24 protein-coding genes are annotated in these 25,841 nt (G+C 61.5%); 9 read left to right on the forward strand and 15 right to left on the reverse strand.

Features of this window, described 5'->3' with window-relative positions; all coding sequences use genetic code 11:
* Window positions 1-307: 307 nt before the first annotated feature.
* The 3 genes from J4G38_RS25810 to J4G38_RS25820 all read right to left on the reverse strand — a co-directional run bounded on the left by J4G38_RS25810 (window position 308) and on the right by J4G38_RS25820 (window position 2,734).
* The gene (locus tag J4G38_RS25810) at window positions 308-1,546 is read right to left on the reverse strand and encodes a DUF4394 domain-containing protein (RefSeq protein WP_210517761.1); all 1,239 of its coding nucleotides are present in this window, start codon (window positions 1,544-1,546) and stop codon (window positions 308-310) included.
* 63 nt (window positions 1,547-1,609) lie between these two features.
* Complete coding sequence (locus J4G38_RS25815) at window positions 1,610-2,143, reverse strand: MOSC domain-containing protein (protein ID WP_210517760.1); 534 nt, start codon at window positions 2,141-2,143, stop codon at window positions 1,610-1,612.
* A 126-nt stretch (window positions 2,144-2,269) separates the two neighbouring features.
* On the reverse strand, window positions 2,270-2,734 hold the full coding sequence (locus tag J4G38_RS25820; RefSeq protein WP_210517759.1) for a hypothetical protein: 465 nt from the start codon (window positions 2,732-2,734) through the stop codon (window positions 2,270-2,272).
* Between the two features lie 364 nt (window positions 2,735-3,098).
* Here J4G38_RS25820 and J4G38_RS25825 point away from each other — a divergent pair, with 364 nt between their 5' ends.
* From J4G38_RS25825 to mutM, 3 genes are all read left to right on the forward strand, one after another.
* Window positions 3,099-4,055, forward strand: coding sequence for a M48 family metalloprotease (locus J4G38_RS25825; RefSeq protein WP_210517758.1), 957 nt, complete (start codon window positions 3,099-3,101; stop codon window positions 4,053-4,055).
* A gap of 193 nt (window positions 4,056-4,248) precedes the next feature.
* On the forward strand, window positions 4,249-5,163 hold the full coding sequence (locus J4G38_RS25830) for a PhzF family phenazine biosynthesis protein (protein WP_210517757.1): 915 nt from the start codon (window positions 4,249-4,251) through the stop codon (window positions 5,161-5,163).
* Window positions 5,164-5,274: 111 nt separating this feature from the next.
* Window positions 5,275-6,105 (forward strand): DNA-formamidopyrimidine glycosylase, encoded by an 831-nt coding sequence (gene mutM, locus J4G38_RS25835; protein WP_210517756.1) that lies wholly within the window; start codon window positions 5,275-5,277, stop codon window positions 6,103-6,105.
* 27 nt (window positions 6,106-6,132) lie between these two features.
* Here the strand turns inward: mutM and J4G38_RS25840 are convergent, their stop codons facing one another.
* The 7 genes from J4G38_RS25840 to J4G38_RS25870 form a co-directional block, all read right to left on the reverse strand.
* Window positions 6,133-7,338 carry a family 43 glycosylhydrolase gene (locus J4G38_RS25840; protein WP_210517755.1) on the reverse strand — a complete coding sequence of 402 codons (1,206 nt, stop codon included), beginning with the start codon at window positions 7,336-7,338 and terminating at the stop codon, window positions 6,133-6,135.
* Window positions 7,339-7,589: 251 nt separating this feature from the next.
* Window positions 7,590-7,883: a hypothetical protein gene (locus J4G38_RS25845; protein WP_226163877.1), complete on the reverse strand. Its 294-nt coding sequence runs from the start codon at window positions 7,881-7,883 to the stop codon at window positions 7,590-7,592.
* 50 nt (window positions 7,884-7,933) lie between these two features.
* Window positions 7,934-8,230, reverse strand: coding sequence for a hypothetical protein (locus J4G38_RS25850; protein WP_210517751.1), 297 nt, complete (start codon window positions 8,228-8,230; stop codon window positions 7,934-7,936).
* A gap of 168 nt (window positions 8,231-8,398) precedes the next feature.
* Entirely contained in the window at window positions 8,399-9,805 is a 1,407-nt protein-coding gene (locus tag J4G38_RS25855; protein ID WP_210517749.1) for a radical SAM protein, read from the reverse strand.
* A gap of 96 nt (window positions 9,806-9,901) precedes the next feature.
* Window positions 9,902-10,417, reverse strand: coding sequence for a hypothetical protein (locus tag J4G38_RS25860; RefSeq protein WP_210517747.1), 516 nt, complete (start codon window positions 10,415-10,417; stop codon window positions 9,902-9,904).
* A gap of 29 nt (window positions 10,418-10,446) precedes the next feature.
* Entirely contained in the window at window positions 10,447-11,220 is a 774-nt protein-coding gene (locus J4G38_RS25865) for a prolipoprotein diacylglyceryl transferase family protein (protein WP_226163879.1), read from the reverse strand.
* A gap of 74 nt (window positions 11,221-11,294) precedes the next feature.
* Complete coding sequence (locus tag J4G38_RS25870) at window positions 11,295-12,338, reverse strand: SDR family NAD(P)-dependent oxidoreductase (RefSeq protein WP_210517743.1); 1,044 nt, start codon at window positions 12,336-12,338, stop codon at window positions 11,295-11,297.
* A 189-nt stretch (window positions 12,339-12,527) separates the two neighbouring features.
* Between J4G38_RS25870 and J4G38_RS25875 the strand changes: the two genes are divergently transcribed.
* Together J4G38_RS25875 and J4G38_RS25880 are read left to right on the forward strand one after the other, a co-directional pair.
* A complete protein-coding gene (locus J4G38_RS25875) occupies window positions 12,528-13,034 on the forward strand; it encodes a hypothetical protein (RefSeq protein WP_210517741.1) in 507 nt (168 codons plus the stop codon).
* Between the two features lie 137 nt (window positions 13,035-13,171).
* Window positions 13,172-14,206, forward strand: coding sequence for a bile acid:sodium symporter family protein (locus J4G38_RS25880; protein WP_210517739.1), 1,035 nt, complete (start codon window positions 13,172-13,174; stop codon window positions 14,204-14,206).
* 153 nt (window positions 14,207-14,359) lie between these two features.
* On the opposite strand, the gene J4G38_RS25885 is transcribed toward J4G38_RS25880, so the two are convergent.
* A complete protein-coding gene (locus J4G38_RS25885) occupies window positions 14,360-15,070 on the reverse strand; it encodes a dienelactone hydrolase family protein (protein ID WP_210517737.1) in 711 nt (236 codons plus the stop codon).
* A gap of 150 nt (window positions 15,071-15,220) precedes the next feature.
* Here J4G38_RS25885 and J4G38_RS25890 point away from each other — a divergent pair, with 150 nt between their 5' ends.
* From J4G38_RS25890 to J4G38_RS25900, 3 genes are all read left to right on the forward strand, one after another.
* Window positions 15,221-16,267: an LLM class flavin-dependent oxidoreductase gene (locus J4G38_RS25890; protein ID WP_210517735.1), complete on the forward strand. Its 1,047-nt coding sequence runs from the start codon at window positions 15,221-15,223 to the stop codon at window positions 16,265-16,267.
* Between the two features lie 240 nt (window positions 16,268-16,507).
* Entirely contained in the window at window positions 16,508-19,060 is a 2,553-nt protein-coding gene (locus J4G38_RS25895; RefSeq protein ID WP_210517733.1) for a TonB-dependent receptor, read from the forward strand.
* Between the two features lie 53 nt (window positions 19,061-19,113).
* Window positions 19,114-20,313 carry a PepSY-associated TM helix domain-containing protein gene (locus J4G38_RS25900; protein WP_210517731.1) on the forward strand — a complete coding sequence of 400 codons (1,200 nt, stop codon included), beginning with the start codon at window positions 19,114-19,116 and terminating at the stop codon, window positions 20,311-20,313.
* 11 nt (window positions 20,314-20,324) lie between these two features.
* Here the strand turns inward: J4G38_RS25900 and J4G38_RS25905 are convergent, their stop codons facing one another.
* The 3 genes from J4G38_RS25905 to dnaB are packed head-to-tail and all read right to left on the reverse strand — an operon-like array spanning window position 20,325 to window position 23,167.
* A complete protein-coding gene (locus J4G38_RS25905) occupies window positions 20,325-21,110 on the reverse strand; it encodes a sulfite exporter TauE/SafE family protein (RefSeq protein ID WP_210517729.1) in 786 nt (261 codons plus the stop codon).
* A gap of 11 nt (window positions 21,111-21,121) precedes the next feature.
* Window positions 21,122-21,544 carry a hypothetical protein gene (locus J4G38_RS25910; RefSeq protein WP_210517727.1) on the reverse strand — a complete coding sequence of 141 codons (423 nt, stop codon included), beginning with the start codon at window positions 21,542-21,544 and terminating at the stop codon, window positions 21,122-21,124.
* Window positions 21,545-21,547: 3 nt separating this feature from the next.
* Window positions 21,548-23,167, reverse strand: coding sequence for a replicative DNA helicase (gene dnaB / locus J4G38_RS25915; RefSeq protein ID WP_210517726.1), 1,620 nt, complete (start codon window positions 23,165-23,167; stop codon window positions 21,548-21,550).
* A gap of 277 nt (window positions 23,168-23,444) precedes the next feature.
* Here dnaB and J4G38_RS25920 point away from each other — a divergent pair, with 277 nt between their 5' ends.
* Window positions 23,445-24,863, forward strand: coding sequence for a UDP-N-acetylmuramate--L-alanine ligase (locus tag J4G38_RS25920; RefSeq protein ID WP_210517724.1), 1,419 nt, complete (start codon window positions 23,445-23,447; stop codon window positions 24,861-24,863).
* Window positions 24,864-25,028: 165 nt separating this feature from the next.
* On the opposite strand, the gene J4G38_RS25925 is transcribed toward J4G38_RS25920, so the two are convergent.
* Window positions 25,029-25,589 carry a hypothetical protein gene (locus J4G38_RS25925; RefSeq protein ID WP_210517722.1) on the reverse strand — a complete coding sequence of 187 codons (561 nt, stop codon included), beginning with the start codon at window positions 25,587-25,589 and terminating at the stop codon, window positions 25,029-25,031.
* Window positions 25,590-25,841: the final 252 nt, after the last annotated feature.

Below are 25,841 nucleotides of genomic sequence, written 5' to 3' on the forward strand. Positions count from 1 at the left end.
GCCAGAAGCAGCCCGGCGCTCAGCGCGGCTCCCAGCAAACGACAAATGCCCTGGCGCGTAGCCAAGTGCGAAAGTAGGGGTGTGTGCATATAACAGGAAGGGTGTTGGGTGAGAAATGAGAAACTGCCGAATAACACCGCCCGCAAGCGGTCAACCATAGCTACGTTGGCTAAGGGCCAAATGGATGGGGTTTAACGTGGTTTTAATGTCCGTTTTTTGGGAGGGTTCGTAGCGGCGTCCACCGGCTGCCGGAAATGCCCTATCCATTTAGCCCGAAGCACTTTCGGCGGCTACGGCCATGAGCCGCTTATTGCACCACCAGCCGCTTGGCCACCAGGCCCACGGCGGTGCGCGCCAGCACGGCATATACTCCCGGCAAGAGGGTGGCCAGGGGCAGTTCCAGCGAATTTTCAACCCCAGGGGCCAGGGTGCAGCGGAGCACGACGCGGCCCAGGTTATCGGTGACGGTCACGGTGGTGGGCCGGGTGCCGCGCAGGGCGGCGGGCAGCAGCAGCGTGGCCGTGCCGTGGGCCGGGTTGGGGTACACGCCGGCCAGCTGGGCGAGCGCGGCCGGCGCCGTGGCCAGTACCGTACCAATGCTCACGGCAATGTCGCGGATGGCGAAGGGAATGGCCCGTGGCACGGTGTTGCCCATCAGGGTAGCCACGCCGGTGGTCAGGTTCAGGCGGTAAAAGTTGCTGCTGCCCGTGGCCGTTACCTCGGTCAGAAAGGCGTCGTTGCGGTTGGTGGTGCCGTTGGCGTAAATATCAATGTCGATGGCTGCCGGCGAACCCGTGACGGACGTGCCAAACATCACCGGTACCGGCGCCGTGAGCGTGCCGGCGTTCGGCGGGTTTACAATGGAAAGCAGCGCCGTATTGGCCGGGTTGGCCGGGGGCGTCGTGTTTAGCTCATCGAAGGCGTAGAGCGTGGTGCTGGTGGCACCGGGAAAGGAATTGGAATACGCCACCGCGCCAATGCCCGGCACGGCGGGCGCGCCGCCGGCGTAGGCCAGGTTGGTGTCGGTGCCGGCCAGGGCGCCGGTGGTGGGGTTGAGGCGGTAGTTGGCGCGGTTGGTGCTCACCACCCGAATCAGGTCGGCTACGGGGTTAAAATCGAAGCCGATGCGGGTCGTGCGGCGGCCCAGCTCCAGGCGCACGGCACTGCCCACCGCCGTCACGGCGCCGCTGGTTGGGTTCAGGGTATAAAGCTGGGCATTGGGCGCGGGCGCGGCCGTCACCGAATCATAGCCCAGGGTGTATAATTGGCCGTTGCTGGGCCGGAAATCCATGCCGACCAGATTTTGATTCGTGGCCACGCCCACCACCGGAACCGTGCCTCCTACGGCCACGCCGTTGGTGGGGTCAATCGTGATAATGCCCTGCGAGCCCGCCAGATTGCCGAGGAAATCCATGGTCAGGGTGCCCAGTCCGTACACGGTTTGGGCGTGGGCGCGGGGGCTGGTGAGCAGCGCCAGGCCCAGCAGGGCGCCGGCTGCGCGGCGGATGGGGCAGGCGAAGCGCCGCGACAGTAGAGGTGTAGTCATGGGGCAGACTATTTAGCAGAGATGAGGGGTCAAGTTACCCAAACGCCCCCATTTACCCTAAGGTTATCTGCCTGAAAGGTCGGGAATTAACACCTGCACAACATCGCCCACCCGAATGATGCCGCCCTGGGCAATGTGTGCCGTGAGGCCGCCGTGGCCGCGCATGGCATTGTAGCCGCCCGGCCCCAGCTCTTCTTCCATGCGCGAGCAGGGGTGGCACTCGCCGGTGATATCAAGAATAACCTCCTCGCCGATATGGATTTGACGATTTTTCAGGGCCAGCAGGTTCAGGCCGCTCACCACCAGGTTGCGGCGCAGGCGGCCGGGCGCCACCGGCCCATCCAAACCCAGAAAGCCCGCCACCGCCGCCAAATGCTCGTGCTGAATGAGCGTGATTTGGCGCTTGCCGCCGCCCTTGGGCCGGGCGTGGTCGCCCAGCAGGTGCGAATCGGTTTTCAGTTCGGCCTCGGGTACTGCCACCAGCGGCTCGCGGCGCACTGGCCGCTGGCCAATCCACTCAAGGCGGCCGGTTTGGGGCAGGGTGGCCAGCAGGCGCGCCACGATTGATTTATCGTCGCCAAAAAAAGGAAAAGCCATGTTTTCGTTGTCGGTTGTTAGTTGTCAGTTGCTAGGGAGAAAGAGCCGGGGTTGTGTGTGGGGCTGTACTCGTTTCTGCATACTTGGTCATGCTCACTAACAACTCACAACGAGCAACTAAAAACCTTACAGCTCATCCGGCGTACCAAATCCTTCGCGGATTTCGGTGTGTCGAATCTGGCCGCCGAGGCTGCCGGCACGGGCCAGCAGCCCGAAGCTGAGCAGGGCCGTAGCCAGCGTCAGCCAGGCCAGGAGCCGGGCGCGGGGCGCAGCGTTTTTCAGCAGCAGCAAGCCAAATAGCGCCAGCGCCGCCGCCCCTTCCAGCACCCAAAAGCCCTGCTCCGCCGCCGCCGCGTGGTTATCGATGAGGGCCCGGCTCACGCGGGGCAGGTCCTGCACGATTTTGGCGGCGCCCTCGCCCGTGAGTTGCGCGGGGAGGCACAGCAGGCCAGCGGCCAGCACCGCCACCAGTCCGGCCTGGGTTAGGGCGGTATTGCGCCGCAGCATGCCCGCGCTCAATAGCACCGCGGCAAACAGGCTGCCCACAATGGGCACGTGGTTAACAATGAGGTGGAGGTGGGCTTGGTTCATCAACAGAATAGGGGCTGAAGCGGAAGGTGGCCGCCCGGCCCCAAAGCTACGCGTGAGCTGGCCGGCTGGCGGGGCGTTACGCAACTGGTGCCGCCCCGCCACGACTCTTGTTCGAGTTGAACTGCTATGGTGCCGGAATCGTTATTTCAGCAGCTCGGAAAGCGCGGTGAAAAGCGGCTTCAACCCGTGGTTTTGCAATGAAAAAAGGGGGGGGCGTTGGATTGAGTCGGCTGCCTCAACAGTCGCCTTGCTTGCCCGCACTGCTAGTATTTCGGCCTTACAGTCCTCCGCCAGCGGCCAATGTCTGGCACTGCGCTTGCCTTAGCTTTCGTTATCAATTAGTCATTCCTTACGCCCTTCTGTTATGACTTTCCTTGCTCGCTTACTTAGCCGACTGACCGCGCCGCTGCTGGCGCTGGCTCTTGCGGTGCCCGCCCAGGCCCAGGCCCAGACTGCCCCGGCAACCACCGACGTTATCCGCGAAATAACTGATGCCGTGGGCCTCAAAGCCCGCTTTGAGCTGCGTGCCACCCACGACGTGGACAACGCCGCCGCCGTGGTGTACGACGGCCAGCGCTTCCTCCTCTACAACCCCGATTTCCTGAAGGCCGTGAACCGTGCCGGGCACACCGACTGGGCCGGCATCAGCATCCTGGCTCATGAAATGGGCCACCACCTCAATGGCCATACCCTGCGCCCCGGTGGCTCGCAACCCCAGGATGAGCTGGAAGCCGATGAATTCTCGGGCTTTGTGCTGCGCAAGCTGGGCGCAAGTCTGGCGCAGGCGCAAGCCGCCATGGCCACCGTGGCCGACGACGAGGGCTCGGCCACGCATCCCGGCCGCACGCCGCGCCTCGCGGCCATCAGCCAGGGCTGGCAGCGGGCCAATGGCCAGATTGTGGCCAGCACCCGCATTGCTGCACCTTCGGCCGCGCCGGCCGCGGTGGCGGCCAGTCCGTCAATACCTTCTGAGCGCCCAACCTACACGGCACCGATACGCCGCACCCCATCGGCTCAGGACGACAATTCCGGGGAAATGGTGGCCATCAGCCAGTCGACCGGCGACGCGGTGCGGCTTGTGGGCCAGCTTACTTTCCGCAACGACCCCAGCCAGCGCTACTACCTCACCAACGCCCTGAAAGTGGTGCGCGTGGACGACGAGGACAACGCCGAAGTGGTGGGCCGCATCACCCGCACCACCAGCGACACTTTCCCCTTCGTGCTGACGGACGGCCAGCAGCGCCGCCTGTTCATCACCGCCCGCGGCGACGTGTATGACAAGGCCGGCCAGCGCGTAGCCAAGCTGCACGACACTTTGTAAGAGGCGGGAAAAACAGACTGAAAGCCGGCTGGTGCCCACACCAGCCGGCTTTTTTGTGTGGTTGAAATTCTCCCGCAATAAAAGAACGGTCATGTTGAGCGCAGCCGCCGGGACATGACCGTTCTTTTATTGCGGGAACAAGTTTAATGGGGTGTTCCTTCGTGGGCCGGTTCGCCTTATTCCCATTCTGACTATGCCCCAGCTGCCTTTTCTGCTCGTTGATGCCTTCACCACCCGGCCGCTACGCGGCAACCCCTGCGCCGTGGTGCTCGATGCCGATGATTTAACCCCCACCGTCCGCCAGCAGCTGGCCCGCGAATTCAACCAATCCGAAACGGCCTTCGTGGACCAGGCCCCGGCCGGCAGCATCGAATTTGCAGTACGCTTTTTCACGCCGGCTGAGGAAATTCCGCTGGCCGGGCATCCCACTATTGCCACCGTCACGGCGCTGCTGCACGCAGGCCGGGTGGTCTTACCCGCCGATGGGTCCGCCCTGGTTTTGACGCTGAACCTGCTCCATGGCCCTATTCGGGTGGATGTATTGCCGCCCACCAGCGCCGAGCCGCCGCTGGTGTGGATGACGCAGCGCCCGCCGGTTTTCGGGGCCTTCCACGCGCCGGAAGTGGTACTGCCGCTTTTTGGCCTGACTCCGGACGACTTGCTGCCCGGCGCCCCCATCCAGACGGTGAGCACCGGCACGCCGCAGCTCATGCTCTTGCTGCGCGACCACGCCGCCCTGCGCCGCGCCCATGTTGCTGACCCGGCCGCTTTGGGCCGCTACCGCGCCGGGAGCGACTTTTTTAGCCCGCACCTGTTTTGCCTGGGCGGGGCCACACCGGCCGGCTATACCTTCGCCCGCCACTTCGGCACCCCGCCCGACGTGTCGGAGGACCCCGTCACGGGCTCGGCCACGGGCGGCATGGCGGCCTACCTCTGGCACCACGGCTACCTCAGCTCGCCGGAGTTCATCGCCGAGCAGGGCCACGACATGGGCCGCGCCGGCTCGGTGCAGGTGCGCATCAGCGGTCCCCGTGCGGCCATTGACACGGTGCAGATTGGCGGTACCGGCGTAGTAGTGCTGGAAGGCGGGCTGCGCGGGGATTTGTAGGGCGGGGGTGTAACCCGGTTGCGGTTTGGGCGGTTTATGCGGAACGTCATACCTCGGCCGCGCCCGGCATGACGGACTTTCCTGATTAACGATTAAATAATTCTATTCCCGGTGCCCGAATTACCCGAAGTCGAAACCTACCGCCGCTTTATTGACGAGCTGGCCGTGGGCCAAACCATTGCCGCCGTGCAGGTGAACGATGCCCACGTGCTGGCCACGCCCGAAGACCAGCTCCGCGCCGGCCTCGTGGGCCGCACCATCACGGGCACCAGCCGCTTGGGCAAAAACTGCTTTCTGGAGCTGGATAACGGCCCGGTGCTGGTCCTGCATTTCGGCATGACCGGCGACATCGGGGCCTACCGCGACGAGCCCGATGCCCCACGCTTCACCCGCGTGGCCCTGCACCTGGAAGATTCCGGCCTGCGCCTCGCCTTCATCGACCCGCGCAAGTTTGGTCGCATTCGCCTCGCCGCCAGCGCCGCCGCCCACCAGGCCGCCAAGAAAATCGGCCCCGATGCGCTGCAAATCACCGCCGCCGAATTACAGCAGAAGCTCAGCCGCCGCAAGACGCTGCTGAAACCGCTGCTGCTTGACCAGGGCATCACCGCCGGCCTCGGCAACTGGATTGTGGACGAGGTGCTGTTTCAGGCCAGAATTCATCCCGAGCGGCTGGGCTCCTCGCTCATCGAAAAGGAGTTTAAGGCGCTGCACGCCGCCATTCAGCTGGTGCTGGCTACGGCCATCAGCCACGAGGCCAACTACCGGCATTTCCCCAAGTCCTTCCTCATCCACGCCCGCGAGTGGGACGATTCGGCCGCGCCCGGCTCCGATGCGCACACCTTTTGCCCGCGCCACCCGAAGGTGAAAATCGAGAAATATTACGTGGGCGGCCGGGCCACCTACATCTGCCCCAGGTGCCAGCCCGCGCCGGCGGGTACCTAAGCCCATGCGCGGGCAAACGGCCGTGGGCTACTGCTTTACGGGCGTTTGTAAGACGAAAGCAGGCTGGTCTTTGGCCACCACGATTTTGCCATCGGGGGCAAAGGTGACCTTCACCAGGCCCGGTTTTTCACGCCAGGGCGACTGGTCATCGTTGCCGAAATAGGTGCACCACCAGTTGCCCTGCCGGTCTTTGAAAAAACCCGTGCCGCCGCCGCAGGGCACCGCTTCGTGGCGCATGTGGTAGGGGCCATACACGTTGTCGGCCACGGCCACGCAGCTGGAGTAGCGGCCTTCGTACTCGTCGGCCGCGCCGAGATAGTACCTGCCGTTGGCTTTAAAAAGCACGGCTCCTTCGTGGCCCAGGTCGTTCATGCCCCGGCCCTCGCACTTGGGCGCGTGGTGCCGGGGGTTGTGGTCGGGGTCGAGCAGGGTGATGACGTGAAAATCCTCGGCAAAGCCGCTCATGTCGTCCTTCATCCGCACCACGCGGTTGGCCTTCGACCAGGTGAAATACACCTTGCCGTCTTCGTCCTCAAATAATGTGGCGTCGATGCCGTCCACGATGGGCTTGCTGCTGTCTTTGAGGATGTTTTGGTAGGGTCCTTCCGGTTTGCCCGTGGTGCTGCGCAGGATGGACACGCCGCCCGGAGCCATGCTCAGGCAAACGAAATAATTGCCTTTTACGTAGCTGATTTCCGGGGCCCACACGGCGCGGGCGGGCTTGTCGTGCAGGTTCAGCCACTGCTTTTCCCAGGTGCCGTCTTTTTCCACGCCCCAGATAAGCCCCCGGTATTCCCAGCTGTTGAGGTCTTTGGAACGCCACAGCTCCACGCCGTCATTGTAGGCCCAGATGTTATCGCCCGACGAGCCCGTCATGTAATAAAACCCGTCGCCGCCGGGCCGGATAATGGTATCGCGCAGGTGCAGCTCCCAAATCGGCTTAATGGCCGGCAGCAGGCCCGCTTTGATGACCGAGCCGGAGGTTTGGCTGGCCGCCAGGGGCTGCCATTCGGGCCTGGGATTCGGGCCGCGGTAGAGCACGCCATTAGAGCCGCTGCGCCAGCCGCCCGTGCCTGGGCCCACCACCGGTTTGCCGGCCCCGCTCAAGCCCGAACCCACTAAGTGAACTGCGTTTATTTCGGCCGGGGTGAAGGTTTTAGGGGTTTGAGCCCCCAGGGTGCCTGCGTCGATGCACAAATACGCGCTGGCCAGTAAAAGTCGGAAAGATGCCATGAGCTAAGCCGGGGGAATGAGGAGTGCAATGATTGCAATCGTGTTCCAATAACCCTCCCTGCACCGTCCTGTCACTCCCCAAGTCCTTCTTTATATCCACGCCCGTCCACGCCCGCAAATGAGACAATTCGGCCACGCCCGACTCCGATGCGCGCACTTTCTGCCTGCGCCACCCGAAGGCGAAAATTGAGAAATAGTACGTGGGTGGCCGGGCTATTTAATTTCTGCCCGAAGGGCCAGCTCGCGCCCAATTAGGCGACGAATAATAGAGCGCCGGTTCCCAACCAAACAACGAGCACAAATGCCGAGCCGAGCCAAGAGGCTTTCAGCAAACCATTAGGTTCTCTGGTGATAATCGTGTGGAGTGTTGTGAAGATAGCGCGGCCAAAAATGATTAAAAAGAGCGCCGCAAAAGGGATACTTAATAGCATTGCAAAATCAATCCGGTCTTCGCTTTCAAGTGGCATTATCAACAGAAATACCGCGACCAAAGGCAGCATAAGCAGCAGCAATTGCAGTAAAATGCGCTTGGAAACAGTATGCACAGCGGTTAGCTCTCGCTTGGACTGGATTCAAATTCTAAAATGAGGCTCAATCAGCGCATGTTGCCAAGGCTGCCAGCAACGATAAAAATGCCTGAGCAGGCCCCAAACCCAACAATGAGCACCAATAACATGCTCAGGAAATACGGGGCCGCGCCCACATCCTCGGGCCCGCGCCCCAGGTGCATAAACCCCAGTATCATGTTGAGCAGCGCCTGCCCCAAATAGATGAAGGCGAATAAAAAAATCGCCCCTTCATTGAAGAGTTTCGCCGCTAGTCCCAGCACGACGGCCGTTGCCAGCACGGCCAGCAGGTTGTTGCGGATGATGCGTTGGGCAGGTTTGGTCATCAGTGGAAAGGGGGCTGAATTAGATGGCGGTAGATTACATTCCTAGCTGCCGGCCGCACATGCTCCGGCCTATCAGCAATATTACCAGGCCGATAAGCAGGGCTACCAGGCAGCCACCAAATTCGGGCTTGCCATCAGGCGGCGGGCTGTTCGATTTAGACGGCTCCATTAGATGATACCCACTCGCTCAGCCCGCAGTTCTTCCAGCCGCGCCAGTTTCTCGGGGTCGCGATAGAAGATGTTCATCGTTTCAAACGGGATGATTTTTAAATCCTTGCTCACAATGTGAACGCAGGATTTCTTCACCGCCCGCACGTCGAAATTATAGGCATCCATGAATTGCAGAATGATAATTCGGAACAAATTATCGTAGCCCAGATTAGGGGCCGAAACCTGCGGCAGGCAGCATAGCAGCTGGTTGATTTCGGGCACCACCGTATCCACGGTATTGGCCGTGCTGAAGAGCTTGAGCATGTGCTGGCGCAGGCGCGGGTCGCGCTCATACACAATGGTATTGCCGCCGTTCTGGAGTAAGTCGGCGGGGTCCACGTAGCGGGTGAGGGGGATGACTTCGCCGTCGATTTTCAGGGCGTAGGCCATGGCCAGCGCGTCGGGGTTGCAGGGCACGGGCAGCAGGTCTTCGGCCGAGAACACCGGGCTTTGGTCGATGATGCCCTGGCGCACTTCAGTGAGCGAAAACGAGTCGGTTTCCGGGTTGAAGTTATCGAGCCGGCCGGCCGCCTGCGTGGGCTGAAACGTGACGCCGCGAATGCACTTCTGCTTCAGCGCGTAATCGATGATGTCGCCCATCTCGTCATCGTTCAGGCCCTTTTGCAGCGTCACGACCAGCGTGGTGCTCAGGTTATATTTATTAAGGTGCTCGATGGCCTGTTTGCGCACCTCGCGCAGGTCGCGGCCGCGCATGGTCAGCAGCACGTTTTCGCGGAAGGAGTCGAACTGCAAATACACTTCGAACGCGCCGGCGTACGTGGCCAGCCGCGCCACAAAAGCCTCATCCTTGGCCAGGCGCACGCCGTTGGTATTCACCATGAGGTGCTTGATGGGCTTGCGCTTGCACATGTCCAGAATTTCCCAGAACTGCGGGTGCAGGGTGGGCTCGCCGCCGGATATCTGCACCACGTCGGGCTCGCCTTCGTTGGCCACCACCAGGTCTACCATGGCTTCCACTTCTTCCAGGGTGCGGTGCCGGCCGTGGGTGGGGCTGCTTTCGGCGTAGCAGGTGGGGCAGGTGAGGTTGCAGCGGTCGGTTATCTCGATGACGGTGAGGCAGCTGTGCTGCTCGTGGTCGGTGCACAGGCCGCAATCGTACGGGCAGCCGAAGTGCGTGGCCATGTTGAAGCGGCGCGGCGTTTCGCTGGGCTTCACGTAGTTGCGGATGCTCTTGTAATACTCAATGTCGGTGGCAATGCGCACCTTTTGCCGCCCGTGCTCCGGGCAGCGCTTGAGCATGAACACGTTCCCATCCTCAAAGACGATTTTGGCCTCGATGCGGCGCAGGCACTGCGGGCACATGCTCAGGGTGAAGTCGTAGTAGGTGTAGGAACGTTCGGGCATGGAAAAAAGCGGAAGAGGGTAAGCGAAAAGGCTAGTTCAAGGAGTAATTAATGGATTTAATTATGCAAGCTCTTTGAGTTACAGACCGAATGAGATTCAGGATAATTTTTGAGCAATCCGTTTGAAGGATTTCTGCGGAATGTGCTCCAGCTTATTTGTGATAGGGTCAACGTAAAATTCTCTGAATTCAGGACTTAATAAAATTTCTGAATAATGTCTCAGAATATAAGGCCCACCGGTCCATATAAATTTTTGGGTTTTGGCATCCCATAGCTTTCCATCGATAACATTTATCTTATCTGCCACAAACCAAAAAATCATGTGTTTGTAGTCGAGTAATGAAATCGGGATACGTGAGATTATTTCCGAATAGACATCGTCCCAGTTATTGCCGATTTTCCCGCGTAAAAATCTGACTAAAAGGCCATAATTGATTTTGCCGTTATAAAATTTATGAGTTGATTTTACGCTTTCAAATTGCGGTAATTCTTCAAAAGGCAGTTCAGATTTTGCGTGTCTTTCATCAGCGAAACTACCATTTTGCATATGCTTCCTTTTGCTGCCCGACGTTTTCATCTTGCTCAGCAGCCAGCGTTTATTATGTTCTCGCATGTTTCTATTTGAAAAAGAATTGAATAATTTCAGTGTCGCTGTAATTCAAGATTAGGTGTTCGGCTCCACACCCAAACATAGTACCCCAGCCCCGCCACGCAGGCCCATTGAATGGCCGTGAGCCCCAACCCCGGCAGCGCCGCCGTGGGCTTGATAAACTCCACCAGCAGCCGGAACAGCAGGTAGCCGCTCAGAAACAGCTGAAACCGCCGGCCATCGGCCAAAGGCCGGCGGCGTTCCAGCAGCCACAGCAGCAGCGCCAGCGTCGCCAGAAACAGGATTTCGTAGAGATTGGTGGGGTGGCGCGGGATGCCATCGCCAAAGTTGATGCCCCAGGGCAGGGCAGTAGCCGTGCCGTAGGTGCCATCTTCCAGGCCGCTGAAAAAGCAGCCGAGCCGGCCGATGCCCAGGCCCAGCAGGAGGGGGAACACCATCAAATCGCCGCTGCTGGCCGTGACGCCGAGGCGCTTTTTGGTTGCTTCGACCCCAATCAAACCGCCCAGGAAGCCACCCACGATGGTTTTGTTGGTGAAGTAGTAGAGCCAGCCGCCGGGCGGGTGCGCCAGCAGTTCGGTGTGTTCCAGCAGGCCCAGCAGGCGAGAGCCGAGCAGCGCCCCGGCGGCGGCACCCACGAAAATCCATTGGCGGTGCGCGTCGCTGATGCGGTCGGGGTGGCCGGTGCGCAGGTGCGTGTAGAGGCGGTAGCCGAGGGTGTAGGCCAGCACTTCGCACAGCAGGTGCACGGGTAGGCGGGCGGGGCCCATGGCTAGCTCGACGGGGAAATGCATGAGGTAGGGACGCATATTTGCGTCTCGTCGGAGAACGAGGCCGGAACGACAGCCGTGCGGCGCAGATGACGAGACGCAAATATGCGTCCCTACGCCTCGTTATTCTTCACGGCGGCTTTGCGCGTGAGGGTGGTGAGCGGCGAGCGGGTGATTTCCGATTCGCTCTCGAAGCCGGTGCGGCGCACATTGGCGGCGGGGCTTTCGCCGGTGGCGGGCAGGGCGCGGTTCATCCAGCTCAGAATGTCGGTGGTGGTGCCGGGCAGCAGGCCGTGGAAGGCGGCCAGGAATTTGGCGGGCAGCGAGAGGATGATTTCGCCGTCGCCCCGGCGGCAGGCGTTCCAGATTTGGCGGGCGGCCTGCTCGGCGCTCAGCGTGAAGCCGGGCAGGGAATCGGCGATGCTGAACCAGGCAAACTCTTTTTTCTGCTGGCCTTTGAATTCGGCGTGGTCGGGGCTGCCGGTGCGCAGCAGGCCGGGACACACGGTGGTTACCGAAATGCCGTGCTGGCGCAGCTCGGCCCGAAAGCCTTCGGAAAGGCCCACCAGGGCAAATTTGCTGGCACTGTAGGGGGCCATGTGAGGCAGAGCCACCTTGCCGCCCAGGGACGAAATGTTGACGATGCGGCCCATGCCGCGGCGGCGCATGCTGGGCAGCACGGCCTGCATGGCGTACAGCGGCGCCCAGAAGTGCGTGGCCATCGAGTCCTCAAAATCGCGGGTGTCCATGTTGTCGAGCGGGCCGGCCGTGATGATGCCAGCGTTGTTGATGAGCACATCAACCGGCCCGAGGCGGCTCTCGACTTCGGCCACCATGGTGCGCACCTCCACCTCGTTGGTGATGTCGCGGGCCAGGGTGAGCACATCGGCTTCGGCCCCGCCGGCCATGAGCAGGTCCTGGCGGGCGCGGGCCAGCTCGGCTTCGTCGCGGGCACAAATGGCCACGCGGGCGCCTTCGGCCACGGCCTGGCGGGCCAGCACGAGGCCCAGCCCGCGCGAGCCGCCGGTGATGAGCACCACGCGCCGGCTGAGGTCATAAGAGCCCCGGCGGTTGCCCCACAGGGTGGCGGCCAGAGCGGCAGTGCCGAGGCCGGCGGCTAGCAGCCAGTTGGTTTTGGTGCGCTTGGCGTTTTTCATGGTTGATTGTATGGCAAAAGGGCCCGAAAGGTTGCACGGACGCGGCCAGAAGCCGGTATTTTCGGTTGGCTCTGGCACGAAACGTGGTTTAGACCGCCTTGGGGCCGGTGGAGCCCGGGTTTTCGCCCGATATTTACTCCTCCCAACCAGCCCCGTTTTTCTGTGATACCGCTTCTTCGCCCTTGCCCCATGAAATTGTTATTGCTCTCGTCGTTGCTGGCGCTGGCCGCCGCGCCGGCCGCGCCGGCGCAGGCCCCGGCCATCGTCAAAACCAAGATTAAGCCCGTTGGTCAGGCCAGCGTCAAAACCAAAACCACCCAGCCCGCCGGCGACCCCGCCGATGCGGCCGTGCCCTCCGATGCCGTAATTGACGCCAAGGCCAACGCCCTCACCGCCAACATGCAAAAAAACCTGGGCCTCACGCCCCAGCAAACCGAAAAAGTGCGGGCCATCAACCGCCGCGGGGTGGAAGCCGTAGAAACTGGCCGCCTGCGCTACAAGACCGACCCGCGCAAGCTGGCCGGCATTGTGGAGAGCGCCGGCCGCTCGCGCCTCGAAGCCCTGAAAGACGTGCTCAACCCGGCTCAGTTTGATAAATACCAGCGCAAGCGCGAAGAGAAAATGGGCGTGCCCAACGTGCAGGGCGTGCAGGGCAACGCGGCCCCCGGCCTTGGTGGTGGTGCCGGCGACCAGTAGCCTGTAGTGTGTAGCGCGGACTGCAAAGTCCGCACTACTGAAGTTCTTGCTTCTCCAAAGCGCCAGGTTCCCGGGGCCTGGCGCTTTTCTATGGCCGTTGCGGCATCATCAGGCCTTGCCCCGGCGTATTCCTGCCCATGACTCAACCTGCCCCCGCCGCCACTCGCTTCGCCGCTCTCTTGTCCCGCGCCGGGCTCGACTGGTTCCTGCTGGCGCTGCTTGGGGTGGTGGCGCTGGCGTATCTCCAGCCCGGCCTGGGCAGCAAGGCCAGCCCCGTGCCGTGGCACACCATCACCACCGTGGGCGTGGCGCTGGTTTTCTTTTTTTATGGCCTGAAGCTGAGCATCGAAAAGCTGCGGGCCGGCATGCGCAACTGGCGGCTGCACACGCTGGTGCAGCTGAGCACATTTGTGCTTTTTCCGACCCTGGCGCTGGCGGTGCGGCCTTTTTTTGGGAGGGAAAGCGGAGAATTGCTCTGGCAGAGCATCTTCTTTTTATGCGCGCTGCCCAGCACCGTTTCCACGTCGGTGGTGATGGTGAGCATTGCGGGCGGTAACCTGCCGGCGGCTATTTTCAACGCCAGCATTTCCAGCCTGTTGGGCATTTTGCTCACGCCGTTGCTCACCAGCTTGTTTCTGCACACCGGCACGGGCGGCGGCCAGCTCTGGGGCCTGGCCACGCAGCTGCTGTGGCAGGTGGTGCTGCCGGTAGGCGCGGGCGTCCTGCTCAATGCCCGCTTCAACGCCTTTGCCGAGCGCAACAAGGGCCGCCTGCGCGTCTTCGACCAGGTCACCATCCTGCTCATTGTCTTCACCGCCTTCTGCGATTCCTTCGCCGAGGGCATTTTCAGCCGCTACCAGCTGGCCGACGTTGTCAAGCTGGGCGCGGGCATGGTGGCGCTGTATCTGGTGGTGTTCGGGGCCATCTGGGGGATAAGCCGGCGGCTGCACTTCTCGCGGGCCGACCAAATCGTGGCCGTGTTCTGCGGCTCCAAAAAGTCGTTGGTGCACGGCAGCGTGATGGCCAGCCTGCTCTTTCCCACCAGCGCTGCCACCGGGCTGCTTTTGCTGCCGCTCATGCTGTACCATGCGCTGCAAATTGTGCTGGCCAGCAGCATGGCGCAATACCTGGGCTGGCCGGTGGTGGTGAGTGAAGCGGTGCCGGCCGGTTAATAGAGCAGGGGCCAAACCAAGTAGACCGTCATGCTGAGCAGAGCCGAAGCATCTCGCGTGCAAGAGTAAACCAATCGATTGAATTACTACCACAAGCGAAATGCTTCGGCTCCGCTCAGCATGACGTTCCACTAAAACACGCTACCAAAAACCTTACGCCCCCAGCTTTTCCTTGAAGAAAGCCAGCGTCAGCGCCCAGGCTTCGCCGGCGGCGGCGGCGTTGTAGCTCGGCCTTTCATCGCAGTTGAAGCCGTGGTCGGCGTAGGAAATAACGGTGTTGATGTAGGGCTTCTGGGCCGCCTCAACGGCTTCAATCACCTCGGTAATCTGGGCTTTGCTGATGTGCGCATCCAGCCCGCCCCAGAAGAAAAGGTGCGGCGCGTGCAGGTCCTTGGCGTGGTCCTTAATGGTGTGCGTGCCGCCGCCGTAATACGACACGGCCGCCGCCAGGGGCAACACGGCATTGGCCAGAAACGACACCCGGCCGCCCAGGCAAAACCCGATGCTGCCGATTTTATCGGCCATTACCAATGGCTGGGTGGTCAGCCAGGCATGGGCGGCTTGCAGGTCGGCGGTCAGGCCTTCTACCGTGATGCCCTGGAAGTGCGGCGCGGCGCTGGGAAAGTCCGAATACGAAATTTCCAGGCCCGGCGCGGCCGTGCGGTGGAACAATTCGGGCGCAACCACGGCGTAGCCGGCCGCCGCCAGCCGGTCGGCCACGCTGCGGATGTGCTGGTTCACGCCAAAGGCTTCCTGGAGTAAAATGATGCCGGGCACTGGCCCGGTGCTGGCCGGAAACGCCATGTAGGCGCGCATTTCGGTGCCGTCGGCCACGGCTAAGGTCACAAAATTCTGGTCGCTCATGTAAAGGGGAAGGTTAATACAAGTTCGGGGGCGTAACAGCTGAGCCGGCAATTGTTCATTATAGCGGCTGGCATTGTCCCCTTCAGCTGCCCCGAACCGTAAAGGCTCCATTGCGGTTCTGCAGCTCTATTCCCTTCCCCTGAACTCACGATGACCACAAACAAACTTCGTCTCAACGTCCTCGACCAGTCCCCCATCCGGCCCGGGGCCACGCCCCGTCAGGCCATCCTCGAAACCATTGAGCTGGCCCAATTGGCCGACCGCCTCGGCTACACCCGCTTCTGGGTGAGCGAGCACCACAACACCAACACCCTGGCCGGCTCCACGCCGGAAGTGCTCATCGCCTACCTCGGCAGCCAGACGCAAAACATTCGCCTCGGCTCGGGCGGCATCATGCTGCCCCACTACAGCGCCCTGAAAGTGGCCGAAAACTTCCGGATGCTCGAAACCCTGTTTCCCGGCCGCATCGACCTGGGCATGGGCCGGGCCCCCGGCGGCGACCGCCTCACGGCCCACGCTCTGAACCCGAGCAATACTTTCAGCGAGCAGGATTTTGTGGAACAGCTCATGGACCTGCAAGCCTACCTGCGCGACGAAAAAGTGCCCGACACCATCCACGAGCGGGTGATGGCCGCCCCACAGGCGCCCACCGCCCCGGAGCTCTGGCTGCTGAGCTCCAGCGGCCAGAGTGGCCTGTTTGCGGCGCACCTGGGCATGGCGTTTTCCTTTGCGCAGTTCATCAACGGCAACGGCGGCCCGGCCGCCGTGCGCCAGTACCGCGAGCGGTTCCGGCCCAGCCAGGAGCTGGCCGCGCCGCTGGCAAACGTGGCCGTATTCCTCATTTGCGCCGATACGGAGGAGAAAGCGCAGGAGCTGCGTGCCGCCATGGACCTCATGCTCCTGCGTTTCGGCAAGGGTGAGCGCGGCACATTTCCCACCACCGAGGAAGTGCGCAGCTACCGGTTTTCGGCCGAAGACCAGGCCCACCTCGCCCACAACCGCAACCGCGTGGTGAGCGGCACGCCCGCCCAGGTGCACGCCCAGCTCACCAGAATGGCAGTTGACTACGACGTGGACGAAATCACGGCCGTCACCATCACCGCCGATTTTCAGGACCGTCTACGCTCCTACGAGCTGCTGGCCGAAGTCTTTGAACTGACGCCCGTGACCGCCGAACAGGCTGCCGAAATGGCCTGAGCTGGCGGACGCGAGTGCCATCGGGGTCTAAGTTGGTAACGACTCATCCTGATTCCTTAACAAGAAAACCCGGCTGCTAAGCTGGGTTTTTTGTTGTCAGACAATATGTTATGCCACGAATTGAAGTAAACCGAGTTGAGTAAATCTGAAGAAATTCTGTGTAGAGCATGAATTTTATTTGTAATGATTCTAAATAGAGCTCACCTTTGTACTCTATTTTGAATATGTCTAAATAAGCTGATGCGCAACCTTTCCTTCTTTCTGCTTCTTGCTGCTGGCCTGCTGCCGGACGTTGGGCTTGCCCAACCCAACTTCCACAATCAGCACGACCGGCACCTCAGTGCTGCCGGCACCATAGCTGGCCGCGTAGCACTGGCCGATGGCCAGCCTGCCGACCAGGTTTCCATCCGGGTAAAAGGCACGGAGCGCGGCACCGCGCCCAACGCCGACGGCAGCTTCCAGCTGAAAGCCCCGGCCGGCTGGCAAGTGCTGACGGTGAGCAGCCTGGGCTACGCGCCGCAGGAAGCCACGGTGGAAGTGAAGGCGGGCCAAACCACCACCCTGCCGCCCCTGACGCTGGCTCGTGGCGAGCAGCAGCTCAAGGAAGTGACCGTGACCGGGGCCAAAAGCCTGAACCAGCGCGTGGTGAGCGTGGGCAAAATACCCATCGCGCCGCTCGATAACCCACAGAGCACCATCACCATCGAGCGCGCCGTGCTGGAGCAGCAGCAGGCCCTGCGCCTGAGCGACGTGCTGGCCAACGTGGCCGGCGTGTACGTGATGGGCACCACCGGCGGCACCCAAGAGGAAATTGCCAGCCGGGGCTTCGCCTTCACCAGCGCCAATACCTTCAAAAACGGCGTCCGCTTCAACAACGGCATCATTCCGGAGGTCAGCTCATTGGAGCGCATGGAGGTGCTGAAAGGCAGCGCGGCCATTCTCTACGGCAACGTGGCCGCCGGCGGCGTGCTGAACCTGGTGACCAAGAAGCCCCTGTTTGAGCGCGGCGGCTCGGTGGGCCTGCGGGTGGGCAGCTACGGCTTCGTGAAGCCGCAGTTCGACGTGTACGGCGCGGTGGGCAGCAGCAACAAAGTGGCCTTCCGCCTGAACGGCACCTACGAGCGCGGCGACAGCTACCGCGACGGCGTGAAAGCCAACCGCGTGTATGTCAACCCCTCGCTGCTCTTTCGCCTCACGCCTAAGACTGAGCTGATTATCGAAGGCGACTACCTGCGCGACAACCGCACGCCGGACTACGGCATCGGCGCCATCGACTACCAGATTCAGGACTCGCGCAGCCGCTTCCTGAACGTGCCCGACGCCGCCAACGCCACTAACCAGACCAGCGCCACCGCCACCCTCACCTCGCGCCTCAGCGAGGCCTGGCAGGTGCGGGCCGTGGGCTCGTTCCAGCGCTACGACAACGCCTTGCGTAGCGCTGCCCGCCCGAGTAACATTATCAGCACGCCGGGCGCTACCTACGGCAACTTCACGCGCGGCCTGCAACGCACCGAAACCACCGAGAACTACTACCTGGCCCAGCTTGACCTGACGGGTAATTTCCATACGGGCTTCCTGGGCCACACGCTGCTGGTGGGGGCCGATGCCGACCAGTACGACACCAACACGCTGGCCTATACCAACCCCGCGTCGGCCACAAAACCGGCTACTGCCGTCAGTACCTACGACGTCATCAACATCCTGGACCCCAGCAAAGTAATTGCGCAGCCCACGGAGCGCCTCGCGGGTTTCAACGGCATGGTGCGCAACTCGCTGACCAAGGGCAACACCCGCCGCGCCGGCTTCTACGCCCAGGATTTGCTCCGCCTTTCCGACAAGGTGAAGGTGCTGGCCGGCCTGCGCTGGAGCTACCAGGAAACGCCAAGCGACGTGTTCAACTACAACACCATCGCCAACGTGACCGCCAAAACGGCCAACACCTACGTGGAAACCCGCCGCTACGACAACGCCTTTTCGCCGCGCCTGGGCCTGGTGTACCAGCCCCTCAAAACCACCTCGCTGTTCGCGTCCTACGCCAACTCATTCACCCCCAACACGGGGCTTGACTTGCAGGGCAATACGCTCGCCCCGTCGCTCATCGACCAGTACGAGGCAGGCATCAAAAACGAGTTGTTCAACGGAGCGTTATCGGCCAACGTGACGGCCTACCGCATCGTGAACAGCAACCAGGCGCAGAGCGTGTTGCCCACCGACCCGCGCTTCCGCACGGCCTCTACCGCCAGCCCGATGGAGCTGGCCGGCCAGGTCACCAGCAAAGGCGTGGAAGTGGACGTGCAGAGCCGCCCCGTCAACGGCTTTTCGCTCATCGCCGGCTACAGCTACAACTACACGGCCTATACCAAGAGCAACATCTACGAAAACGGCAGCCGCCTGCGCTACAACCCCGCTCACACGGCCAACGCCAGCCTCTACTACAGCTTCGCTAACGCATTTTCCAACAGTACCTTCCTGCGCGGCCTGAACGCCGGCGCCACGGTCTATTACGTGGGCGACCGCCTCGCCGGCCGCAACAGCCGGGGCCTCAACCCCGCCACCGGCCTGCCGTGGGTCGATGCCACGACTGGCCAGCCCATTGCGGATGCCTTCAAGCTGATTGCCCTGCCCAACTACTTCCTCTTCGATGCCTCCCTGGGCTACGCCTACGAGCGGTTCTCGGTGCGCGTCAAAATGGCCAACCTGCTCAACGAGCTGAGCTACAACGTGCACGACGACAACAGCATCAATCCCATTGCGCCCCGCACGTTCTCGGCTACCCTAGGCTACAAACTGTAAGGCAATACCACTTCTCTAAAGCTTCAGACAGCCTGATGACGCCGTTTAAATCTGTGATTCGCAACATCCACCTCTACCTGGGCCTGGCTTCGGGGCTGATTATCGTTTTCGTGTGTCTGACGGGCAGCATCCTGGTTTTTGAAACAGAAATCGAGCAGGCCTGGCACCCGGAGCGCTACTTCGTGACGCCCACCGCCGCGCCGCGCCTGCTACTGGCGCAGCTTACGGAAGCCGTGCGCGTCCACAAGCCCAAAGCCCAAATCAGCGGCCTGAAAATTTATGCTGACCCCACCCGCACCGTGGAAGTAAGCCTGGCCGGAGCACCCGGCAGCAAAGGGGGCGAGCGCGGCGAAGGCAACGGCAAAGAGGCCAGCCGGGCCGGCGAAGGCCCCGGCAAAGGCGGCAAGGGCAAAGGCGACGGTGGCGGACCCCGCGTCTACCTGAACCCCTACTCCGGGGCCATTCTGGGCGAAATGAACCCGCGCGACTCCTTCTTCCACACCGTGGAGCAGCTGCACCGTGGCCTCGTAGCCGGCAAAATCGGCAAGCTGGTGATGGGGGTTAATGCCTCGATATTCCTGTTCATTCTGGGTACGGGGCTGGTGCTGTGGTGGCCGGCTGCGCGCAAGGCTCTCAGCCCGCGCCTGAAGGTGAAATGGGGCAGCGGCTGGAAGCGCCTCAACCACGACTTTCACATCGTGCTGGGGTTTTACGCCTCGGTATTTCTGTTTATCATGGCCCTGACGGGCGTGGGCATGTCGTTCGATTGGGTGGGGCAGAGCATCAACAAACTCACCCACTCGCCCGTGAAGCGGCCCGAAGCACCGGAGTCGGCCGCGCCGGCCGTTGGGACTTCGCCTTTTGCCGCCGATGCCGTGCTGGCCCTGGCCCGCCAGCAAGCCCCCGATGCGGAATCTTACAGCCTGCAATTTCCTAAGGAACCCACGGGCAGCATCCGGGTGGCCATCTTGCGCCCCGGCGCGGTAACTGAAAACGCGACTGACGAGGTGTATCTCGACAAGTATACCGGCCGGACTATCAGCAGCCAGTCGTATGCGCAGCGGCCGGTGGGCCAGCGCATCCGGGGCTTGTTTAAGCCGGTGCACACGGGGGCGGTATTTGGCTGGCCCACCAAAATCCTGGCCTTGATAATGGCCCTGTTGGGCGCCACCTTCCCCATCACGGGCACCGTCATGTGGCTGAACCGACTACGCAAAAACCGCCAAAAACTGCGCCAGCTGCAAGCCGTGTAGGGTGAAGCCGCCTACGCGAACGTTTCCCAGCCCAGCTTCAGAATAAACGCGCTGACTACGACTAAGAACAGCACCCGCACAAACCCGGTGCCGCGGCGCAGCGCCAGGCGTGCCCCCAGCGTCGAGCCCAGCATGTTGCAAATGGCCATCGGCACGGCCACTTGGTACAGCACCTGCCCGGTCGAAATAAAGTAAATGAGCCCCGCCACGTTGGTGGCCACGTTCACAAACTTGGCCGAAGCCGAGGCGGCGAGGAAGTCATACCCAAACAGGCCCACGAAGGCAAACAGCAGCAAGCTGCCCGTGCCCGGCCCAAAAAAACCGTCGTAAAATCCCACTGCTGCACCCAGCACCATACCGGTTAGAATCTCGCGGCGGCCGTGCAGGCGTGGGGCATGCAGACTGCCAAAATCTTTGCGCCAGGCCGTGTACACGGCCATCACCACCAGCAGGCCCAACACCAGCGGCCGCACCGCTTCTTTGTGCAGCCCACTTACCGCCCGGGCTCCCAGCAGCGCAAATGCCCCCGCCACCAGTGCTGTGATGGCCACTGTGCGCCAGCGCAGCGGCACGGCATCGGGCCCACCCAGGTAGCGGCGCAGGGCGGCGGCCGTGCCCGCCAGGCTGGCTACTTTGCCGGTGCCCAGCACCGTGGGTACCGGCACATCGGGCAGCAGCAAGAGCATGGCCGGCAGCTGAATCAGCCCGCCGCCGCCCACCATGGCATCAATAAACCCGGCCAGAAAGGCGAAGAATCCCAGCGCCGCAATAGTGGGCGCCTCAATGCCGTAAGCCATTCTAATGCAGTTTAGTCTACGGGCTGGTGAGTCAGGCTATAAAAAACCAGGGCGATGAGGGGTACGAAGATGGCCAGGCAAATCAGCAGCGGCTTCACAATGCTTTTGGCCGGAAACACGCTGCGGTTTTCAATAAATTTCTTCGAATAATTTTCCAGGCCCATTGCCCCAACATAGCCAACCACGATTGGGAAAATGCCGACTGTTGAAGTAGGGGGCACATAAGTCATCAGCCAAGCCATAGCCACCGTGTAGGCGATGCTGCCCCACAGCGCCTTGCGGGCCGCATCGGGCTGGCCCACGTCTTTCAGGTTCTGGGCCGTCATCACCCCGCCCGCAATGGCGCTGAACAGCATGGAAAAAGCCCGAATAGCGCGAGCCGAGTAGAGCGGCAGAGTAGGAGCAAGGCTAGCAGATTGGATTTCAGACTCCATGGATTAAAATGGCGGGTCTTCGTGCTTGTTCATGTTGCCCTTCGGGAAGGCCACCGGCGACTCGTTGATTTTCGAGCCCAGCCGGATGGTGTTGGGCGCGAAAGGGCTGGGCTCGCTGTCGAAGTTGCTGGCGGGCAGGCCCATGGGCTGGTAGCCGCTGCTGTCGAAACCCCCGCCGCCTTCGCTGTCAAGGTCGGCAAACTTGGTGAAGCGGCCGATGAACTTGAGCTGCACGGTTTCGAGCGAGCCGTTCCGGTGCTTGGCGATGATGACTTCGCCCACGCCCTGGGTCGAATTGCCCTCCGCGTCCTGGTCGAGGCCGTAATACTCCGGGCGGTAGAGGAAGATGACCATGTCGGCATCCTGCTCGATGGAGCCCGATTCACGCAGGTCACTCAACTGCGGGCGCTTCTCGCCGCCGCGGGTTTCTACCGAGCGCGAAAGCTGGGACAGGGCCAGCACGGGCACGTTCAGCTCCTTGGCAATGCCCTTGAGGGCCCGCGAGATGCTGGCGATTTCCTGTTCGCGGTTGCCGCCGCGGCCGTCGGTGTTGCCGCTCATCAGCTGCAGGTAGTCGACGATAATTAGCTGCACATCTTTCTGCGAGCGCAGGCGGCGGCACTTCGTGCGTAGCTCGCGGATGCTCAGGGCCGGTGTGTCGTCGATGTAAATCGGGGCGGCCGAGAGGTCGGTAATCTTGTGGTTGAGCTGCTGCCACTCGTGGTCAGCCAGCGTACCCTTCTTGATTTTATCAGAATCCAGCTCCGCCTCGGCCGAAATCAGACGATTGACGAGCTGCAGCGAGGACATTTCCAGCGAGAAAATGGCCACCGGGCGCTTGAATTCCACCGCCGCGTTGCGCATGGCCGACACCACAAAAGCGGTTTTGCCCATGCCCGGACGAGCCGCAATAATCACAAGGTCAGATGGTTGCCAGCCGCTAGTGACGCGGTCCAATGCCGTGAAGCCGGTGGGCACGCCGGTGAGGCCGTCCTTTTGATTCTTCTTTTCTTCGAGTTCCTTGATGGCCTTGCCCATCAGGCTGCGCATGTCGTCGAAGTTCTTGCGAATGTTCGATTCCGACACCTCGAACAGGGCCGATTCGGTGTCGTCGAGCAGCTTGAATACGTCGGTGGTGTCCTCGAAAGCGTCGCGCTGGATGTCGCTCGAAATCCGAATCAGCTCGCGCTTGATGGAGGTTTCGGTGATGATACGGGCGTGATATTCCACATTGGCTGCCGAGTTGACTTTCAGCGTGAGGTTGGCCACGTAGAACGGGCCGCCGCAGGCTTCGAGCTCGCCCATTTCGCGCAGCTCGTGCACCACGGTGAGCTGGTCGATGGGCTCCGATTTATCAAACAGCCGGATGATGGCGCGGTAAATCCGCTGGTGACTGTCCTTGTAAAAGCTTTCGGGCTTGAGCAGGTCAATCACCGAGGTCAGGGCATCTTTTTCCAGCATCAGCGCACCCAGAACTGCCATTTCCAGCTCAGGAGCCTGGGGCGGCAGTTTGCCGGCCGCGCTGGCATTGAAGGGCACGAGCCCGGAAGGTCCGCGGTTCGCCAAGGCCGCTTTGGCTCGGGCTGCGGATTGCTTCAGGCGGTCGTCCATCCGGTCTTGCATAATATAAAAAGGGGTGTTGGAGCAGCGAAAAATGGGCGTCCGGTATTAATCAGCAAACCGGGCAGCACACGATATACACAAAGCTAACCCCTGCGCGGGGGAAAAAGATAGCGCGGGAAAGTCGTTTCTTTTGGCTATGGAATAGCGGCGGCGGCGGGTAGTTTGTACTTTCGCGGCCCTTTCTATTCGTTGTCAGGTGGTGGTTGTCAGTTGTCAGTTGCTGAATCGATAATTAACCGAAAACCGACAGCTGTTCACCACCAACTGACCGCCAGCAATGCCATTGGAACCCATAACCAGCGATGACCGCGCAACGTCGGCGCCAGTCAAAAAAGAAGCTATTCACCTTATTGCGGTGGGTGGCAGCATCATGCACAACCTAGCGTTGGCCTTACACCGGCGCGGTGCCCACGTCACGGGGTCCGACGATGAAATTTTTGAACCGGCCGCCGGCCGCCTCGCCGCCGCCGGCCTGCTGCCGGCCCACGAAGGCTGGGACGCCGCCCGCATCACCCCCGACCTCGACGCCGTGATTGTGGGCATGCACGCCCGCCCCGACAACCCCGAGCTGCTCCGGGCCCAGGAATTGGGCCTGAAAGTGTATTCATTTCCCGAATATATTTACGAAGCCAGCCGCGACAAGCAGCGCATCGTCATCGGCGGCTCGCACGGCAAAACCAGCATCACGGCCTGCATTCTGCACGTATTGCGCTACCACGGCCGCAAGTTCGACTACGCCGTGGGGGCCCAATTGGCCGGTTTTGATTTGATGGTGCAGTTGACCGAGGACGCGCCGATTATTATTATCGAAGGCGACGAATACCTGTCCTCGCCCGTGGACCGGCGGCCCAAGTTTCACCTCTACCAGCACCACATCGGGGTGATTTCGGGCATCAGCTGGGACCACATCAACGTGTTTCCGACCGAGGAAATTTACCGCGAACAGTTCCGCATCTTCGCCGATATGACGCCCAAGGCCGGCGTGCTCATCTACGACCGCGACGACGAACAGACGCAGCTCGTTTCCGTGCCCACCAACCCCGACGTGACCTACATCGGCTACGGCCCGCACGAAAACGTGATTCGCAACGGCCGCACGTTTCTGATTAATAAAAAGGAAGAGGAAGTGCCCATTCAGGTGTTTGGTGAGCACAACCTGCGCAATATCTCGGCCGCCAAAGAAGTGTGCAAGCAGTTGGGTATTAAAGGGAAGGACTTCTTCAAGGCCATCGAGTCATTTCCCGGCGCGGCACGGCGGCTGGAGCTGGTGAAAGAAGGTGCAACCTCGGTGGTGTACAAGGATTTTGCCCACGCGCCTTCAAAATTGAAGGCCACGGCTACTGCCCTGAAAAAGCAGTTTCCGCAGCGCCGCCTGGTGGCCTGCCTGGAACTGCACACGTTCAGCAGCCTGAACCCGGCGTTTTTGCCGCAATACGCGCACTGCTTCGATGCGCCCGATGTGGCCATCGTATACTTCAACCCGCATGTGCTGGAACACAAGCGCCTGCCGCCGCTGGCCGCCGCCACGGTGGCAGAGGCTTTCCAGCGGCCCGACATCAAGGTGATTACGGATAGCGCCGAGCTGGCCGCCTACCTGCGGGCCCAGGAGTGGCGCAATGCCAACCTGCTGCTCATGTCGTCGGGCACGTTCGACGGACTGGACTTGGTAGCGCTGGCGGCCGAAGTGGTGCGGTAATCTTCCGCTGGCCCCGCAGGGCCAGCGGAAGATTACCGCACGAAAAAGCCCGCTATTCGGCGGGCTTTTTTGGGGTTTTGGGCACGGGCGGCCGCTTGCGGTCGGTGGTGATGAGCAGGGCCAGGGCGGTGAGGCCGAGGCGCAGCAGCCATTTGTTGCGGGTGTTCATCGGGAGGTGGCGAATAGGGAGTTGTTGCTGTCTACTTTGAGGTCGCAGCGACTGCCACCGGCATTGGCGTCGCAACTGGTGCCCACGATGCGGCCGTTCTCGAAATTGAAGAAGCAGGTGGCGCAGCCCACACCGGTCAGCGTGTAGCGCTCGGCGTTGGGGCGGAGGTAGAAAGTGTTGTCGCCGCCGCCGGTGAGGGGCAGGGCCATGGCCCGGAACATGCCGTTGCGCAGGCCCATGCCAATGAGGTAGTAGCTCACCGGGTCGCTCGGGCCCACCGGCGCCTTGCGCACCTGAATTTTATCGACCACCGTGCCATCGCCGAACTGCCGGATAAACGCCTTCGCCAGCTCGCTGCGGGGCGTCACGTATTGGGTGGAGCTGTCAGTGAAATGCACGATTTGGCGGCTTTCCGGCGCGGCAATTACCTCGCCTTTGATGCGGTTGGGCTTGCCAAACTCGTTGGCGGTCGGCTTGCTCGTCTCGCACGACATCACCAGCAGGGCGGTTAGCAGGCCTAACAGACTAAGGCCGAGGAGACGAGAAAGGTATTTCATGGGTAGAAATGATTAATTGTTAGTGATTAATGGTCAATAATTAAGCAGCGAGCAGAACGGCATTAACCGCTAATCATTCACCACCAGCTAGCGTGGTTTGTAGTAGAGTTGTTGTACTGAATTATCAATGAGTTAGGCAGAAGTTCCACAGGCCGGCGCAGACCTCTAACGCCACATCAAATTGTTCCAGGTTGTGCATGCGCAGACGGTCAGACAAAATACGATACCGTTTAAGGCCCCCGATACTGTGTT

The sequence above is a fragment of the Hymenobacter terricola genome (assembly GCF_017921975.2).
Classification (GTDB): Bacteria; Bacteroidota; Bacteroidia; order Cytophagales; family Hymenobacteraceae; genus Hymenobacter; species Hymenobacter terricola.